Source organism: Paraprevotella xylaniphila YIT 11841, from assembly GCF_000205165.1.
GTDB classification, from domain to species: domain Bacteria; phylum Bacteroidota; class Bacteroidia; order Bacteroidales; family Bacteroidaceae; genus Paraprevotella; species Paraprevotella xylaniphila.
The window spans coordinates 52,438-70,408 of record NZ_GL883883.1 but is presented as its reverse complement, the minus strand read 5'-3'; the positions used below and the strand labels follow the sequence as shown (position 1 = coordinate 70,408).

Sequence of the window (17,971 nt, the reverse complement as noted above, 5' to 3'; positions counted from 1 at the left end):
CGGGGACTACCAGTTGCAAGGCCCGTTGCTCTATCAAGGGAAACCTGTCAAGCGTTGGGACATGGGCACGTTCCAAGACACCGACGGCAAGGGTTACCTGCTCATCCACCACGGCCCCATCTACCGCCTGAGCGACGATTACCGCTCCGTGGAAACGGAAGTGGCCCACGTCAAGGACTCCGGCGAATCCCCTGCCATGTTCAAAAAGGATGGCATATACTACTTGCTCTATTCGAACCTGACCAGTTGGGAGAAGAACGACAATTTCTACTTTACCGCCCCACGGATAGAAGGCCCGTGGACACGACGCGGCCTGTTCTGCCCGGAAGGCCGACTCACCTACAACTCGCAAACCACTTTCGTTTTCCCCCTTCGGCACGGCAACGACACCATTCCGTTGTTCATGGGCGACCGTTGGTCGTATCCCCATCAGGCTTCTGCCGCCACTTACGTGTGGATGCCCCTGCTGACGGAAGGCACAAGAATATCCATTCCCGAATACTGGCAAGCATGGGACATACGCACGCTCCGGCCCACGGATGCCCTGAAAGGCGGCAAGATTGTGTCTCCTGCGGACGGGCCGTGCCCTGACAACTGGAAAAAGGAAAACGGGGCCATACTGTCCGACACGCGCGGAAGCACGTTGGAAATGAAGTTCAAAGGCACCCACGCAGCCCTCATCGGAGAAGCCGGCCCACATGGAGGGTATGCCCGTGTGAGCATCCTGAATGCCCGACAAGACACGCTCTACTCCTCACTCGTGGACTTTTACAGCAAATACCCCGACACGGGCATACGCGCCATCACGCCCCACATGCCTATGGACAGCTATATGCTTTGCGTGGAAGTGACCGGCATCAGTCCCGTATGGACCGACAAGTCAAAGAAGATTTACGGCAGCAAGGGATGCCGCATCGGCATCAGGCAAGTCTGCATCTTTGAAGAATAAACGGAACAGCCCAGCAATCGTCCATGCAGATGGAAAATAACTTGAAAGCATCCTCGAAAAGGATGCTTTCATTTTGACAATATGCCACCCATGGCCTCACGAGAATCCTTTATTCATACCCTGCACGGGACAAGAACGGAAATATGCGATTCTCGCGCAGTGTAAAAGAAACTGTTTGCGAGCCATAAGGGGGTCCCGGCTGCCATAAAGCAACCCGGAAAACCGCAACCTGCGCCCATGAACCACGGGCACGTAAGCAAACAAGCGGAATGGCACGACAAACTGGCATCCGTCCGGGACAAGCGGAAACTCTTCATACAGAAGAAAAAATCAACGATTCAGGGAGGTCATGACTCGCTTTCAGTCCGGTTTCGGACCGACATGCAGAGAAAATCCGCACGACATGCGGAGAAAAAAAATGTTTCTTGCGCCAAACGAAAAATCGCTTGGCTGAAAACGGTTCGCCTTTTTGCTTAAAATAAGTAAAAAACAGGGCTGAATGGTAAAAGGATGTATCCAAAAAGCCTTCCCGACCTCCCTAAAACAGATGTAGAACACGAAGATTCCGGCCTGCCCAACCGGGATTTTACTGTCATTTTGATAGCAAAACGGCAAAAACGGCAGAAGAATCCATCCTGAAAGGCAAACGGAAAGGGGCCGCCTGCGGCAATACCGCCGGACGGCCCCACGCTGTTTCATGCCACAGCTTGCCTGCTGCTCCTTACGGAAGGTACAGCATCACCTGGTCCAAGACTACGCCTTCGTCCAATGCACGGACAGCAAGCCGGTGCTTCCGCTTCCCCCCGAGCGGCAACACGACGCAGCGGACGGCCTGGTTCCGCAGCACATTCTCTTTCCACTCCTCGCTACGCCCCAGGGTCTCATAGCCAACCGGAGCGGAATCCGTCCCGTCCAACGACAAGAGGAAACGCAGGCGGTTCCCCTCCACCGGATGGTTGGGCAGCAGACGGACCTCCACCTCCACGGAATCCTGTCCGGAAAGGTTGAAATCGAACGACAGCTCCGTGCCTTTCTCCACACAGACGGCTTTCCCTTCATAGCCCAGGCCCTCGCATGCCACGTAACAGCCACGGCTACACTCATTCCCGTTCCAACGGAACAGGACCTCACGTCCTTCCGGCAAAGCATCCTGCGCAACCTCACGCTTCACAGGCTCGAACACCGGCAAACGGCGCGGACGATAGTCCATCATCCCGTTCCACTTTCCACCATTGGCTATGCCTTCATTGTACCGCCGCGTCAAGGCCACAATACTGTCGTAGGCCATGTCGCTCAAATTCCAACCGGCATCACCGTGGCGTGCCAGTTGGGCGTAAAGCATTTTTTTGTTCATCTCCGCAGCCGCCTGCACAGGGTACTGCACCAACTGGTAGTAAGCATCCCGGCGACCGGCATCCACACGTGAAGCCCACCGCCCGGCCTCGTCGGAAATCTCCCGGTAGTCCGTCAAGCGTTCCTGTATTTCCCTGCGGCTCCAAGGCAAATCCTTCACCACGCGGTAAGCCCGGTCACGCTCTTCCTCGCGCGTATTGCCCATAAACTCCGGTTTGCGGACGTATGCCAGACGGTAATGCTCCTCCATGACCGGACGCAGGGCTTTCCCGGCCTTCCGGCCAAACTCCCGGCACAGGAATCCCTCCAAATGGGCAGACACGCCTTCTGCGGCCACCTTGTCCATGTCCCACGCCATATCGAGGAACAATTCCGTCTGGTATTCAGCCGGTTTGATGTCACCCACGTTGAGCACCCACACTTTCCGGATGCCACGGTCGTACGCCAGTTTCATCTGTTGGAAAAGCAAGGCCGGGCTGAAAGTGCCCAACCAAAGGTAGTCGTGCGGACGCCCCCAATACGACACATGGTAATAAATCCCGTTGCCGCCCTTCCGGGCACGTTCCTCAGGCGTGGGGAAGTGCCGGATATAACCGTAATTGTCATCACACCACATCAGGGTGACATCCTCCGGCACCTGAAGCCCTGCACGGTAGACCTCCAACACCTCTTTGTAGGGAATGAACACTTGCGGCACCGCCGTCACGTCGGAATCCACGTGCTGCCGCAGCAAATCCCTCTGGTCGCGGATGACCCGCTCCAACACGGCCTTCTGTTCGTCCACGGTCTTGGCTCCCTGCATCTGCCCGTCGTGCACGCCACGCATCCCGATAGTATAGAAGATTTCCTGCCCGGCCACTTCTTTCACACGCTCTTCCCAGAAATCGCGCACTGCCGCATGGTTGCGTACATAGTCATAATCTCCTTTCCCTCGCCTACGCCATTCCCCGGCCGTACTGGATGCCATCGGTTCACAGTGCGAACCACCGATATAAATTCCGAACCGCCGGGCCACCTCACGGTTCCCGTCCGTCAGGAAGAATGGCTCGGTGCATTCGTGCATGGCAGGCCAATAGAGGTTGGCCCGCAAGCGCAGGAGCAACTCAAAAATGCGCTCGTTCGTGCGCGGCCCGATGCGCCCTTTCTTATGCCAAGGTTCGTAACAGGTGCTGCTCCACGGCATCAGTCCCCAATCCTCGTCATTGATGAAGATGCCCCGATATTCCACGGAAGGGAATTGCAAATCACGGTAGCCCGCAGGCAATTCAAAGTGCGTACGAGTCTCGGGAGTGGCATCCGCCCACCATTCCCACGGTGAGACACCCAATAGCCGCGACACTTCCATCAGGCCGTATGCCGTGCCGTGGCTGTCGCTTCCGGCCACAAGCAGCCGCCCGTCGGGGAGTACCGACAAAAGGAAAGCCTGTTTCCTCCCCTCCAAGGCATCGAGGTCAGCCCCCGTTTTCTCGACAAGACCACCCTCGCCGACCGTACCGGCCACGATGTCTCCCCCTGCCGGCAAAATCCGCAGGGAATCGCCCAAGACCGCCCGTACGTCGCGCTGCAAAATCGACAACGCCGTATGCACCACGGGCTTCTCGGACGGGGACAGTTCCACACCGGCAGCCCTCCCGGCCTGCAAGACGAAAGCCATGCCACGCGCCGACAACCGGCCGGGCCACACACAACACAACAGTCCACAAAAACTCACTATAAACTTCTTCATATCCTTAATTGATTTACCATACATCCATACTCCGGCCCGCTATGCCATATCATTTATTCACGTCTAAACCCTCAAGCCAATTTTCCAGTTCGTACATCCACCGGCCCTTATAAGCAAAAGAGTCCTTCATCCCCCATCCATGGCCGCCATCGGGGTATATGAACATGGACACGGGGACATGATTTTCCCTAAGGGCATTGAAATAGCGCAAACTGTTCTCGGAACTGACGGCAGGGTCATCTGCCGAAAGTATGATGATGGCGGGAGGCGTCTTCCCGTCCACTTGCCTTTCAAGCGAATAGCGTTCTGCCAATAAAGACGGGGCATCCATGCCTATCAAATGGTTGCGTGTGCCCCAATGCGTTATTTCCGGCGACATCGATATGACCGGATACATCAGGATTTGAAAATCCGGCCTGCCCAAGCTGTCGCCCAACGTGGCCACGCTTGCGGCCAAATGCCCCCCGGCAGAAAATCCCATGATACCGATACGGTCGGGACTTATGCACAACTCATCGGACTTGCCGCGTAACAGGCGTATGGCATCCCGGGCATCGTCAAGGGGAATGTTGCTTTGCCCGCCGGGCAAACGGTATTTGAGGACAACACACAAGTAACCTTTTCCGGCAAGCCATTCGGCCACTTCGTTCCCTTCATGCCCCATGGCATGATGCCCATATCCACCCCCGGGACATATTACAACCGCCTTGCCATTTGGGATTTGGGGATAGTGCCATGTCAAAAGACTGTCCACCCCATTGGCAACCGGCGGACGGGACGCACCTGCCGGAGGAGCATCTACAAGCCCTAACCCGACTAGCTTATCAAACATGAGCTTACCGACATATTCCGTCCATGCCCCGTCGAAGTGCAACCCGTCGGCCTGTAGCCCGGCATCGCTCAAGTCAATGACATGGACATTGGGCAACTCCCGGGCCACCTGAAGTTGGGCCGCCTCCACAAGCGGGTCATATTGGCGGGAAGCATGGGGTACAGTCCCGAATATGAACGGCAATGTCTTATCCTTTTCCTTACCGGTCACGGCATATATCCGTTCGCGCATGAACGTTATCATTTCCTTGAAATTCCGATAATAATCCCCGGCCTTAGTACGGTCGCTCTCCCCCTGATGCCACATGATGGCCTTCACATCATAACCGCCAGGCAATTTCGACAGGGTCGTCCCTGCACACTTGGCAAAACCTTCGGTAAGCGAAAGAGCCAACGACATTCCCCCATGGGCATCACTGTGGGCCTTGTTCTTCCTGAGCCATTCCCTACCGGCATACCATACAGGTTTGCCAAGCTCAGTCGCGCCGGGAGCAATGGATGTCCCCCCGTAGGTACATTTGATGGCATAGAAATCGGCATCCATGGCCCGGTCTATGAAATAGTTCGTCACATCGCAAAAGGCGAAAGTATCCCCAAACCTGAAATCACCGAACTTGCCCGTCTGCGCGGAACGTACAAAAGCGTAACGGAGATGGCCGTAAGAGAAATCCTTAAGGTATACGGGAAGGTCTTCCACTGTCGCCCTCCCCTCTGCATTGGACTGCCCGGCCGTGATGAAAACACTTGCCGGGTTCTGCGGCAAGACCGTAACCGTACACATCGCCAACGCCAATGAAAAAATAAGCTTACATCTATAACCTCCCATAATTGCATGCAAATGCCCCAACCTGAAATCCATATATGTTGTCATGTATTATAAAAAGCCAACGTGCATTGTTTCCCGATGCCATACGCTATTCAAACGCTCCACGGCATGAAAGAAAGAAGCACGTTGGCACTCAACAAAACTAATTACCTATTCACGAAACATTATTTTAGTATTACTTGCTTTGCCTTTCACTATATAGACACCTCGCGGCAACCCTTCAACGGCTTCTTCCGGCATGCCGTTCCCCGATTTCACACGGATGCCTTGAAGGGTGTACACCTTAAAGTCCTGCGGGGCCGCGCCGGAATCCGTCAAGCCGAAAATCCCCGAACCCACCGGAACAAGTTTCACATGGTCAAACTCAATGGTGGTCTGTCCTCCGTCTGTCTTGATGTCCAACCCTATGGGCAGGCTACCGTCTCCATTCACCTCAGCTTCCACTTCATAAAAGGCAGAAGCCCCGTTACGCACGGGCGCCTCCGCATCCCCGGCAAAAAGCCGGATGCTTCCGCCACCAAAGGAACATACCAGACCGGCAGACAAGCGGTAGCGCCCCTCAGGCAAACCCGTGACCACCTGCATTATCTTGCCGTCAAGGCCACCACCGTGCCACAACTGCCAATGATTCTCGTTACCTTTTATCACAGTCCCGTCGCCTTTGGCTTCCACACTGATCTTAGAGGTCGACGCATGGGTCGTATTCGTCCAACCATAAGGTGCCCCGTCCACCATGTAACTGTTGTTGAACTCGGGGTTCACCACGTATGATTCCTCCCCCGTGCCTTCTTCACCTATCTCCAAACGCACGCAAGCCGTTCCGTCCAACGTGACTTTCCTGTTTACGACTTCCCCGTCGGTTTCGCGTACCCACCGTCCTTCTTCATCCATATAGCCGAAAGAAACATCCGTAACTTTCATGGTGGCCGGCAACACAAAAGTCCCCCGGGCCGTGGAAAGGAGCAATATCTCACGGGCACTATGCCGCACAGCCACAGCCTGGACCCGCGATGAAGACGGAAGGAAAGAAATGCCTTCAAGACCGGTTTCCGCAGACACTGAGTTTCCTGCATAATTATAGACGTACAAACCTTTCCCGTGCGATTTGACGGCAATGTCCTGGTTGGCCAAGTTCAGCATTTTGTTCCTTTGGCGCACTTCTCCGATGTGCCCGCGTTCTACCAGTTTATGGCCATCCGCCCCATAAAGGGCATTACCGTCCACCACACAATAATTATAGTAATCGAACGACTTGTCACCGGCCAAGGCCGCCATCTGGTAAACAGGCGAGTTGGCATCCTTGGCATCTATCTCCATAATCATACGGAAATTCTTCCCGTTCGTCCCCAACTGCCCGTCCATGTTTCCTTTTACCTTTGAGGCATTCGTACCATAAATGTCAATACCTACAAAGTCTATGTTCGTCCCTCCGCTATTGCGTTTTCTTTCGTTGGCCGAAGTCCTGCCACTGGTTTCATAACTCACACAATTCAAACGTGTCCAGACTTTGTACTTGGATTCCTTCACGGCAGCCCCCACATGATGGTAATAATTGATGATTTCATCCGGCGTGGCCGGATTGCCGCCATGCCCGCGGGCCTCGTTGCCTAACTGTACTCCCACCACGACATGGGGTGCTCCATTGTTGGCATCCCAAAGGGCCACATGCTCCATCACTTGGGACAGCACGTAACGTTCACGGTCGCGCAGGTCCGTGTCGCGCCAATCCAACGAATATTCAAAAGTCTTTTGGAGCATATTAAACTCGGATGTGCCATCGATGGAACATACATAATCCGGCGTACGCAGTTCCTTCCGTCCATTGCAGTTCCAAAGGTATTGCACACGGCCGCCACTGCTCCAGCTGAACCACAGAAGCTCCATCTTCATGCCATATTTCTTGCACCACCCCATATACTTGTCCAAAATCCGCCAGTCGAAAAGGTCCCTCTCTGGTTCCACCTCCCGCCAGAAAACCGGAATGGACACCGTATTGAAGCCATCCGATGCCGCCTGTTCCATCACGGCTTCAAGCTCACTGTCGTTCCACCCTTCATAACCGTAAAGCTTGTCCAAACGGACCTGCACATTGGTCATGTAGAAAGGACGCCCGTCCACACGGAGCACATATTTCTCCACTCCATTCCCCAAGCCATAGTCCACCTCACTTACCGTCTGTGCCATCGCCGGACGGGTGTACTGGGAATCATAATACCGTGCCTGTGCCATGCGGAGTTCCTTCATCACGACCGACATGTCTTTCCCTACCGGCGAATCGTAGGCAGCCTGTGCCCCGGCTATGGCATCCGCAAAGTCCTGCCTGCCCGGATAGTCTGATTTGTCCAACATGGCTTGGGCTTTCTTTATCGCGGCTTTCAAATCGGCATGAGCCACCAATTCCTTCTGGTCTGCCGTTATCCGATCCAACATGGGAGCTATTTCCTCCCGCCGGTCTTCCTTGCTTTCATATAAAGCATGTGCTTCCGCCAACGTCTGCAAGAAACGGTCTTTGACGGCATAATCCGATGTTTCCACAATTTGTTCCAAACGATTGAAAGCATCCTTTAAGACCTTATATTCGGCCACAATGCCATCATATTCCTTCATCGCAGCGTCCAACAAGCCGACAACTTCGATTAACCTCCCGGCAGAAGCGTCTTCTTCAAGCGACTCGGCCGCATCGATAGCCCGGCGATATGCGCCAAGATTATTAAAACCGGGCAAGTCATCCGCACCGGAAACCATGACGAGCGTATCGGCTTTCGCTTCCTCGAGCATGCCTTTCATTATCTTCATATATCCTTCCCGGTCGTTTCCGCAATAGGTCAGCTCGAAATTATCCATGTCTATTGTCGGGCTTCCGCTTGCATCCACTTCCAATCCCAATTCAAGCGTACCGTTGAACACGATTCCCGAAGTTTCATATATTTTAGGATTGCCAGACAGGACGGAAGTCCTGCCCTCGTTCGCAAAAAGTTGCACTTTGCCATTAAAGGATGAAGACACTGCGGCCTTTACACTGTATTTCCCGTTTGGAAGACCGCTTACGGCCTGACTGGCCTTTCCGTCCATTCCACCGCTGCCGGTCCACAATTGCCAATGGTTTTGTCCGCCGGGAATAATCCCCCCGCCTTTCTCCCCCGTACTGATTTTAGACTGTGCGGAAAAGGAAAGCGTCCAGCCCACAGGGGCGTTGCCCGCAAATGTCCCGTCCGAGAAACCGGCATTCACCAAATAATCCGTCATCTCCATGCTATGGCCGTCACTCAATACAAGATTGTCTGGCGCAAAGGCATATCCCCCCAAATAAACCACGTTGCTGACTTGTCCTTCAATGCCTTTCGTTTCCGTGTCCACTTCCACCAGTTCAATATCGTCAATCCAATCGACTTTCGACTCAGCCCGATACAAAGAGAACCATATATTTTCCGGCAATACCTCCGGGGTCTGTATGAGCAAAGCATAGCTGCCCTTGCCCATACCGGCTGCCGGTGTGACATGCCCTTGCAAATCCGCAATATCGCCCTTGCAACGGTCGGTACCTAACAATATACGGTAGGCCGCATTGCCATTGCCATATCCTTCGGAAGTCCAGTAATCGTAAGTCAACAAATAGGCCGTGTTCGGTTTCAACGCCTCCGGTTCCAACTGCTGCATCAGGTAACGGCTTTCGCTATGCATGACCAAAGACTTCAAACCGTCACTCCGGTAGGACGGGTTTTCCCTCACGTTCGTCTTGCCGGTTTCTCCTCCCCAGGTTGGCTTGCCTCCGTCCCATGTTTCCCACACGTCCGGTTGCCAACGACCGCCCGAAAAGTCCGTTTCCACTTCCTCGAAACTGCCATTACGTATGACGTTGGTTTCCGAAAGGGTGTATTGTGGCTTTACCGCCACTTTCTTCTTGTACAACCCATTCTCAAACACATAGGCTGTGCCGTCGTGGCAGGCTACACGCAACATACCGCCGTCTTCCATCGTATGTTCCACATTGCCAAAAGCAATTCCTACCGGACATCCGGCCGGAACAGACATTTGCAACGTATAATCACCGATATTCGGAATGAAACCCTCAACATCCGTCACATTTGCCCCGCCAAAATCTCCCTTTAAAGGTATGTAAGGCAAAACCTCGGCCCTTCCGTTACCGGAAGCCGCCACCAGAATGGCCATGCCTGCAAGCACGCTACTGATTTTCATCGCTTTCCAACCTTTAGTCCAACAATTTCTTTTCCACTTTCACGATCCCGTCGCCATAACAGGTTTTCACGACATATATGCCTTTCCCTAAAGGCTCGGACACTTCCATGCCTTGTAACGTGTAATACTTCGTATCCACCACCGCCAAGCCTGATTCGACACTTTCCACATCCGTCCCACGGATAGATAATTGGAAATCCACTTTGGCACTTTGGCAATACTGGTCGCTATATATAAAAGTATAAACGCCCACGTTCTCATCCGACACTTTATCAATCCGGTATTCGTTTGTATGTCCCATTTCCCCGTCCGGACCATAGAAAGCCCAACTTCCACCAGAACTCCCGGTCTTGGCCGTAAGGGTCACGGTACTCCTTTTACGTACCGTCGGATTTGTATTATAAAAAGGAGAGCTTTCTCCCAAACGCCATGATCCATTCACCGATGCAGGTGCAAAAGAATCCGGTGCCTCTTGCAATATATCGATTTCAGAGATGCTGGCATACTGCCCCGCCAATGCCACCAGCCGGAAATAACGAGCCTTGACAGGCTCAAAATAAACCCCGGCATAATAAGGCAACCACGTGCCTCCGGAGACAGCCTCCCATTGTTCTCCGTCGGTACTTACCAAGAACATATAGTCACGAACCAAGCCATTGGAAGAATTGTCCATGCGCGGAGCACAAAGGAAACCGGCAATCTCATGTTCTTCTCCCATGTCAACCTCGATGTGGTGGGGAGCCGATGCCACGCCTCCGCTATACCGGGTGTGCCATTTCGTCTGTAGGTTCCCGTCGATGGCATTGGCTGCCGCTCCGTTCTCCGAGCCGGTCTCCTGGCTGCTGAATGCCCTCACTTTCCATTTGCCTTTCGGGACGTAGCATGACTGCGCGACATCCCGGCATTGCCCCGTGGACAAATCCAAATCAAACTGGGGCTTATAATCGAATACGATGGAATTTCCATTAAAAGATATAGGGAACATGATGGTCTTGGATTCAGCCAATCCTGGGTCTTGCCAACGGTCGCCGACATACATATACGACGTGCCTTTGGAACCGGTAACCGTCAGGACAGAAGCCGCCTGGGTGTCATACGCGACAGAGTTACCGATATTTGCACGCGAAGACCATCCGGAAGTAAGCGATTTGGAATAAGAAAAAGTCGCTTGGTTCGGATCCCAACCGGAACAAGCCGAAAACATCATGAAATAGGTATCGCCATGGCGCACGATGGCCGGTGCTTCGCGCGACTGCCACTTAAACAGTTCCGTGTATTCCACCGCACTTAAATAATCGTCCGACAGCCTAAAAAGCCCCAAATGCTGGTTCTCCTCGATGGTGGATATGAAATAGGCCGTACCGTCATTATCCACAAAGACATTGCAATCCCGCGACTTGACCCCCAACGGACGTCCTGCCCAATGGAACTTATAATCCCCGTTCACGGAGTCGCAATAGAAAACAGCAGCTTCGGAAGCCCCGTAGTTCCCTTGTTCCCAATGGCACCACACGACATACTTTCCCGTCTTACGGCAATACATAAGTTTGGGACGCTCGATGAAACGGCCATTCCCCAAAGACGGGTGCGTCACACCGTTCTTAATGATCTTACGCTCAAACTTCCAATGCACGAAGTCTTTGGTTGAATACATGTTCACATCTGGATTCCATGTATTATTACGGTCTTCGCCTATCATGTACCACGTGTCGCCGACTTGCAAGAAACCTGCTCCGTGAGCCTGTACCGGCTCACCTCGGTCGTCCACCCATAAAGCCCCGTTACGGATAGTCATCCAATTGGACGGACGGGTGTCCAGATAGTCCTGTGTGGCTTTCTCCAATTTGGAAACCGCCTCCATCAAATCTTGCCCTTCCGGATTGTCAGCCAAAGGTTCAAGTTCCTCTATCACTTTTCCAAACAATGATTTTCCGGCATAATCGCTGCCGTCATACAGTTTCTTCGCATTGAGCAACGCCCGTTCAAAAGCCCCATACTGCACAGCCAACCGGTCGTATTCATTGATAGCTGCATCCAATCCTTGCAGTGCGGCTACTAACTCATCCACCGAATCCCCTGTTTCCTTTGCTGTTTCAATCGCCTTGCGAAGACTCGTCAGGTTATGGCAGTTTTCCTGTGCCGCGCCTTCCTCTGCCACAGCCAACAGGATGTCCAGTTCCTCTTTATAAGCCTCCACATCGTGTCCTTCATACAACAAACGGAAATGGTCGACCGCTGCCCAATTGGCATCCGTACCTTTCAGCCTGAACCCGATTTCCAATGTGCCATTCACGGCTACGGCACGAAGTTGGTATTCACCACCCTTATGGACAGACGTTTCATGCCGTCCGACATACAGGAAAGCTCCTTGACAAACTTCCGGTTCCCCCTTTTGATTCACGGCATGCGCATCGACAACCACCTTAAACACACCGACCGGAAGTTCCGAAACGACTTGGTGCAAATCTGCATCAGGCAACGTTTGGGAATCAGCAACCCACCGTTCCATATAAATCTTGCCATCCTTCGTCCATCCTTCTCCTGTCGGTGAATCATTCGTCTGTGTCCAAAAGCCGGCATTTGCCCAACCCGTCGCCCCGTCTTCAAAACTCGGGTTTACAATAGAAGTCGTCATTTCGGTAGGATTATCCCGAAATGCAGCCTCGGCCATACCATGGCCAAAGGTTAATGCAGCCAGCAAACATAATTTCATTCTGTTCATGGGTAATATTTTTTAAGATTAAAATGATAACATAGTCTGTTTCTTACACCCCACATGCTTTTTATAAGAGACTAAACACCTATTCCTTATACAACCAAATACCGTAAGTAAACATCTCTGCATTCTTTTCCGGTTTCTGTCCGGACGGACGGAACCATTGCCCGATGTCAACAAACGGTGTGAGCAAGACTTCCACTTCACTTCCTTTATACAATGCTTTCGTACGATAAACAGGTCCTACCATATTGGCATAAGGCTTATCCACCACAGATGGCTTAACGCTTACATTCAATCGTATATCCTTTGCCAAGTCCACATCATCGTTACAAAGTTGTTTGTTCCACACCATATCCAAGCAATAAACCATAGGACCACGTAGAAAAGCGTATGGAATTCTGTCCGTCGGTTCTTCTTTATACATAATCTCTCCCCTGGGAAGTGTATAAGTAGTGTATTTGCTATGGTGTTCACGCATCACCCACCTTTCCTCCATAGGAAAGACAATACTAACCTTGTCCCCTTTAGACCATTTACGGGATATTTTTAAATAAGTCCCCGGTTCCACGCCTATCACATTTTTCCCATTTACAGATACCCGAGGAGCCTTACACCAACTGGGAATACGCAGATTCAACACCCTGTCAACAGCCTTCTCTGAAAGGACGGTCAACTCCATATTCTCCGCCTCCGGATAATTACCGGAAATCTGAAAAGCGAAATCCTTTCCTATATAATGGGACGGCAGATACTGGTTCACAAAAAACTCCTTACCTCTTTCCGCATACATAAAAGTGGGCAACATGGAAATGATACGGTGCCCGCTTGCCGTACAGCAGTCAGGACCGTGAAAATAACTAGCGGGCTTCGTTCCGTTCGGGGCTGTATGGTAACGGCAAGTACCAGTCTCGCAATCTTGAGCGGCAAATACATGATTCATCATCAAACGTTCCATTGCATCCGCATATTTAGACTCCCCGGTCAGTTCCAATAACATCTGCGTAAGTTGCATCCATGACATTGTGGCACAAGTCTCAACCACATTCCCCGATACCGGTTTTACATAGCCGTGTTCATAATGTTCAGCCACGCTGACTCCACCGGTAATATACATTTGGCGCTTGTGGATATCCTCCCACGCTCCCTCTACTTTACGGAACAAAGACTTGTCGCCTGTAATACGATATAGGCGAAGAAAACCCATAAAATTCATTTGGAACGTATGTGAATGCACGTAAGGCTGAAGTTCGTCAACCCCCAATGTGCCGTCTGCCACAGAATCCAATCGGGAAAAAGCATCCCAACCGCTCCATTTGTCAATGTTGCCAACGACCCATTTGCTCCAATCCAAATATTTCTTCTTTCCGGTCAGTTCATATAACCGTGCGACAGGGTCACAAAGCAATGTTCCTTCCCATGAATAATGTACTCCATGCCCTGCAAAATCAGACAAGGCATCCACCCGTTTGCGCTTATTCTCCGGTGCCCACAAATCCGAAGGCCAAAATTCCAACTTATCGGGACCAAAATATTTCAAAAAATAATCTGCCAACTTTTCAACAGCGACCAGTGCCTCTTCATCTCCAGTCTGTTCGTATACTGTCATAAAGGCATGAAAAACAAAGTATAATTCATAGGCATCCATACCCCTGACAGGTCTTTTGCCAGAACGATAACTCCGGGCCGTAGCTCCCAAATAACCATTATCTTCCTGTGAGTCAATAATACGTTTCAATACAGCATGAGCCTTCGATAACAGTTCATCATCACCACCCTGAATAGCCGACAAATAGGCGGATTCAATCCATTTGCCATGTTGTTCGGCTTTTGTCCAGTCCCACTGGATATGCTGTCGTTCCACGATAAAATCCACATATCTGTTTATAGGAAAATTCTTCAGATAAATATCACGGTTCAACTTCATGCGTCCTCCATAGAAACCTGTTATATTCTTCACAGAAGAAACGGGAACCGGATTCTCCAATAACACGACTTTGTCATGACTTCTGGCGTTAAGTTTCGTCATCAAACAGACTAATACTAAAACTGCATAAATTTTCATATTCATATTTTCTAATAATGAATTGTTTTATGGTTAATATGTTTTCTTTCCACCATATTGAATTTCTTCGGTGGTTTTCATTTACCGGCAATTCCACTTCTCATCCGACAATACATCATAATGCTAATTTTCTTAGCCATTTGCACTGATTAATGTATTCTTGGTTCTGTACCACAAAGATAAGGGTATAGCAAGGAAAGCAAGGAGCAGAATCGTGCAAAAAAGAGCCAAAAATCATTCATAACCTGTTTTTAATACTTTTTTCCCCATCCCCATTCCCGGCAAAATAGAAAAAAATGCAAAAATCTTTGTGATTCAGATTTTAAAGCTTAACTTTGCATCGAATCATTAAAGGAAAAGGCAAAAGGGTTCCGGCTGATTAAGGCCGGAATTCTTTTGTTTTTATCTTTTCAAGTAAAAACGCATAATAATAATTAAGGAGGAATAATTATGGCTTATATGTCACAAGAGGGCTACGACAAACTGGTGGCCCAACTCAAAGAAATGGAAACCATCGAACGTCCGGCAGCTTCGGCAGCCATCGCAGAGGCACGCGACAAGGGTGACCTGAGTGAAAACTCGGAATACGATGCCGCCAAAGAGCATCAGGCTATGTTGGAAATGAAAATCAACCAGCTGAAAGCAGTCATCGGGGATGCCAAAATCATCGACACCTCGAAACTGAAAGCCGACACAGTACAAATCCTGTCCAAGGTAGAAATGCGCAATGTGAAGAACAACATGAAGATGACATACACCATCGTGTCTGAAACGGAAGCCAACCTGAAAGAAGGCAAAATCTCTGTGCAGACCCCCATCGCGCAAGGCTTGTTAGGCAAGAAAGTAGGCGACGTGGCAGAAATCAAAATCCCGCACGGCACCGTACAACTGGAAATCACGAACATTTCATTTGAATAACCGCCATGGCTACCATATTCAGTAAAATCGTAGCCGGAGAGATTCCGAGCTATAAATGCGCAGAGAACGACCGTTTCTATGCTTTCCTCGACATCAATCCTTTGGTGAAGGGCCATACGTTGGTCATTCCCAAACGCGAAGTGGATTACATCTTCGACTTGTCAGACGAAGAAATCGGTGCGATGCAAGTCTTTGCCAAGCACGTAGCAGAGGCCATCAAAAAGGCTTTTCCTTGCATCAAAGTAGGACAAGCCGTTTTGGGACTGGAAGTACCCCATGCGCACATCCACTTGATTCCCATGCAGAACGAAAAGGACATGCTTTTCAGTAACCCTAAACTGACGTTCACGGATGAGGAGTTCAAGGCCATTGCCAAAGCTATCTCGGATAACTACATGGCAGGTATTCGATAACACAAAACACACGACAAAATAAAGGCGCGGCTTCGTGAGAAACCGCGCTTTTATTATACCTTATATATAATAAGAAAGCTAAATAAACTCTTCTCCCAACTTCATCTGGGCATCTGTCATCATACGCCTTAATGCCGCACTGTCATCCTTGGGGCAAATCATCAGCACATCGCCTTTTTCTGCCACGACAAAGCCCTTCAATCCATCAATAACGGCTATCCTTCCCTTAGGCAAACAAATGACATTCCCTTCACTGTTGTACAGCAAGGCTTCGGTATTAAGCAACACGTTGTCCTGCCGGTCGTGCTGCGTATCATTGTGCAGGGAGCACCATGAGCCCAAATCCGCCCATCCGAAGTCGCACACCTGTACATAGACATTCTCGCTCTTTTCCAAAATACTATAATCCAATGAAAGGTTCGGCAAGGTATCGAAATGGGCCGGCACGCGACAGAAATCATCTTCGTCAATGGCATCGATGGCCTCCGTCAGGCTGTCCCGATAGTCTGGCACCAAATCATGAATCGCCTTCATCATGGTACGGACGTTGTACAGATATAACCCTGTATTCCAGTAAAACTCCCCGCTTTCCATGAATACACGGGCAAAATCCAACGCGGGCTTCTCCGTAAAGGACTTCACACGGGCAAACGCCCCTTCCTCCATATTCTCATGGGCTTGGATATACCCGTACCCGGTATCGGGACGGGTCGGCTTTACTCCCATGGTCAGCAGACAATCCGAATGCCCCACGAAGTCCAATCCTTTCAGCACGTCATCATCGAAGTTTTTCTCCTCCAGAATCAACTGGTCGGCGGGAGAGACTATCACATTGGCGTGCGGACAAAGGTGACTGATACACGTCGTAGCCCACGCCACGCTCGGCAAGGTGTTCCGCCGGATAGGTTCTTTCAATATTCTGTCTTGTGCCACATCCGGCAACTGTTCCCTTACCAAATCCGCATAATGCTCGTTGGTCACGATAAAAATATGCTTGGTATCGATAATCTTGCGAAAACGGTCGTAGGTCTGTTGCAATAAAGTACGCCCCGTTCCGAACCAGTCGAGAAACTGTTTGGGCAACTCTTTACGACTTACAGGCCACAAACGACTGCCGATGCCGCCGGCCAATATCACACAATAATTCTGGTCTTTTGCTTCCATAATTCAAAGGCTAGTGTAAACTGTCGCTAAGTTAACCCTTTTCACGAACAAACTCGAAAAAGGAATTTTAAAATCACTTAAATACACAGTTTATTCCACAAACTTAACCTTCTCCGCATCTCTCGGTTTGGCAGCGGGAGACTCGTCTGGATAACCCACAGCAATGGCATACAGCAGAACATAATCTTCCGGGAGTTGCAAACGTTCCAGATAAGAAGCGGCCTCCTGATTGCCTGTCATGAAAGCAATCGGACCGCCAAGGCAACAAGTTCCGAGTCCTAAAGACTGTGCTGCCAACACCATGTTTTCACCTAAAAGCCCGCAGTCCAACTGGCCGCTTCCGTCCTTCGGGGATGCGATGAATATCACGGCGGGAGCATTCCGGAACATATTCTTAAAACCGGGTTCTTCGGCCGCCTTCGGATTGGCTTTTTTGAAAACCTCTGTGATTCCATCGATATAATCGGCATTGTCCACCACACGCACCTGCCAAGGCTGACGGTTCATCCCGCTAGGCGCATTGATACCGCAATTCACAATGGTCTCCAACTTCTCGCGTTCCACCGGTTGGTCTTTGTACTTACGGATACTGCGCCGGGACATTATGGCCTCGACCACCGCATTTCCTTGCTCTGTATCCACACTATCGGACATAACCGTCTCCGTCTTTCCACCCGAAGATGTACAAGCCCCCAACAGGGCCAGGCCTAACCCGAATGTGCCGCACAAGCACACACCGAAAGCAAAATTCTTCAATGTATTCATACGCTTCTTCTTTTGATAAATAATAAATAAGTAGTCTTCGCAAAACTA

10 protein-coding genes are annotated in these 17,971 nt (G+C 50.8%); 3 read left to right on the top strand and 7 right to left on the bottom strand.

Annotation, left to right across the window (positions count from 1 at the left end):
• Positions 1-949 (top strand): glycoside hydrolase family protein (locus tag HMPREF9442_RS13035; RefSeq protein WP_008629441.1); only part of this gene is annotated, 949 nt, incomplete at its 5' end.
• Positions 950-1,670: 721 nt separating this feature from the next.
• Here the strand turns inward: HMPREF9442_RS13035 and HMPREF9442_RS13025 are convergent.
• From HMPREF9442_RS13025 to HMPREF9442_RS13005, 5 genes are all read right to left on the bottom strand, one after another.
• Positions 1,671-4,028 carry a glycosyl hydrolase 115 family protein gene (locus tag HMPREF9442_RS13025; RefSeq protein WP_147639922.1) on the bottom strand — a complete coding sequence of 786 codons (2,358 nt, stop codon included), beginning with the start codon at positions 4,026-4,028 and terminating at the stop codon, positions 1,671-1,673.
• 49 nt (positions 4,029-4,077) lie between these two features.
• Positions 4,078-5,730 (bottom strand): sialate O-acetylesterase, encoded by a 1,653-nt coding sequence (locus HMPREF9442_RS15450; protein ID WP_050795537.1) that lies wholly within the window; start codon positions 5,728-5,730, stop codon positions 4,078-4,080.
• 105 nt (positions 5,731-5,835) lie between these two features.
• Complete coding sequence (locus HMPREF9442_RS15445; protein ID WP_008629435.1) at positions 5,836-9,882, bottom strand: beta-galactosidase; 4,047 nt, start codon at positions 9,880-9,882, stop codon at positions 5,836-5,838.
• 13 nt (positions 9,883-9,895) lie between these two features.
• Positions 9,896-12,604: a discoidin domain-containing protein gene (locus HMPREF9442_RS15440; protein WP_008629433.1), complete on the bottom strand. Its 2,709-nt coding sequence runs from the start codon at positions 12,602-12,604 to the stop codon at positions 9,896-9,898.
• 79 nt (positions 12,605-12,683) lie between these two features.
• A complete protein-coding gene (locus HMPREF9442_RS13005; protein WP_008629432.1) occupies positions 12,684-14,669 on the bottom strand; it encodes a beta-L-arabinofuranosidase domain-containing protein in 1,986 nt (661 codons plus the stop codon).
• 444 nt (positions 14,670-15,113) lie between these two features.
• On the opposite strand from HMPREF9442_RS13005, the gene greA reads away from it, so the two are divergent.
• Both greA and HMPREF9442_RS12995 read left to right on the top strand, forming a co-directional pair.
• The gene (gene greA / locus HMPREF9442_RS13000) at positions 15,114-15,581 is read left to right on the top strand and encodes a transcription elongation factor GreA (RefSeq protein ID WP_008629428.1); all 468 of its coding nucleotides are present in this window, start codon (positions 15,114-15,116) and stop codon (positions 15,579-15,581) included.
• Positions 15,582-15,586: 5 nt separating this feature from the next.
• Entirely contained in the window at positions 15,587-15,994 is a 408-nt protein-coding gene (locus HMPREF9442_RS12995; RefSeq protein ID WP_008629426.1) for an HIT family protein, read from the top strand.
• A 78-nt stretch (positions 15,995-16,072) separates the two neighbouring features.
• On the opposite strand, the gene HMPREF9442_RS12990 is transcribed toward HMPREF9442_RS12995, so the two are convergent.
• The gene (locus HMPREF9442_RS12990; RefSeq protein ID WP_008629418.1) at positions 16,073-17,158 is read right to left on the bottom strand and encodes a mannose-1-phosphate guanylyltransferase; all 1,086 of its coding nucleotides are present in this window, start codon (positions 17,156-17,158) and stop codon (positions 16,073-16,075) included.
• A 90-nt stretch (positions 17,159-17,248) separates the two neighbouring features.
• Positions 17,249-17,923 carry a nitroreductase family protein gene (locus tag HMPREF9442_RS12985; protein WP_008629417.1) on the bottom strand — a complete coding sequence of 225 codons (675 nt, stop codon included), beginning with the start codon at positions 17,921-17,923 and terminating at the stop codon, positions 17,249-17,251.
• Between the last annotated feature and the right edge of the window lie 48 nt (positions 17,924-17,971).

What these genes read in the sequence shown, in the direction of transcription:
- HMPREF9442_RS13025 (WP_147639922.1), bottom strand. Translation starts at nt 4,028, where the DNA reads ATGAAGAAGTTTATAGTGAGTTTTTGTGGACTGTTGTGTTGTGTGTGG.
- HMPREF9442_RS15450 (WP_050795537.1), bottom strand. Translation starts at nt 5,730, where the DNA reads ATGACAACATATATGGATTTCAGGTTGGGGCATTTGCATGCAATTATG.
- HMPREF9442_RS15445 (WP_008629435.1), bottom strand. Translation starts at nt 9,882, where the DNA reads ATGAAAATCAGTAGCGTGCTTGCAGGCATGGCCATTCTGGTGGCGGCT.
- HMPREF9442_RS15440 (WP_008629433.1), bottom strand. Translation starts at nt 12,604, where the DNA reads ATGAACAGAATGAAATTATGTTTGCTGGCTGCATTAACCTTTGGCCAT.
- HMPREF9442_RS13005 (WP_008629432.1), bottom strand. Translation starts at nt 14,669, where the DNA reads ATGAATATGAAAATTTATGCAGTTTTAGTATTAGTCTGTTTGATGACG.
- greA (WP_008629428.1), top strand. Translation starts at nt 15,114, where the DNA reads ATGGCTTATATGTCACAAGAGGGCTACGACAAACTGGTGGCCCAACTC.
- HMPREF9442_RS12995 (WP_008629426.1), top strand. Translation starts at nt 15,587, where the DNA reads ATGGCTACCATATTCAGTAAAATCGTAGCCGGAGAGATTCCGAGCTAT.
- HMPREF9442_RS12990 (WP_008629418.1), bottom strand. Translation starts at nt 17,158, where the DNA reads ATGGAAGCAAAAGACCAGAATTATTGTGTGATATTGGCCGGCGGCATC.
- HMPREF9442_RS12985 (WP_008629417.1), bottom strand. Translation starts at nt 17,923, where the DNA reads ATGAATACATTGAAGAATTTTGCTTTCGGTGTGTGCTTGTGCGGCACA.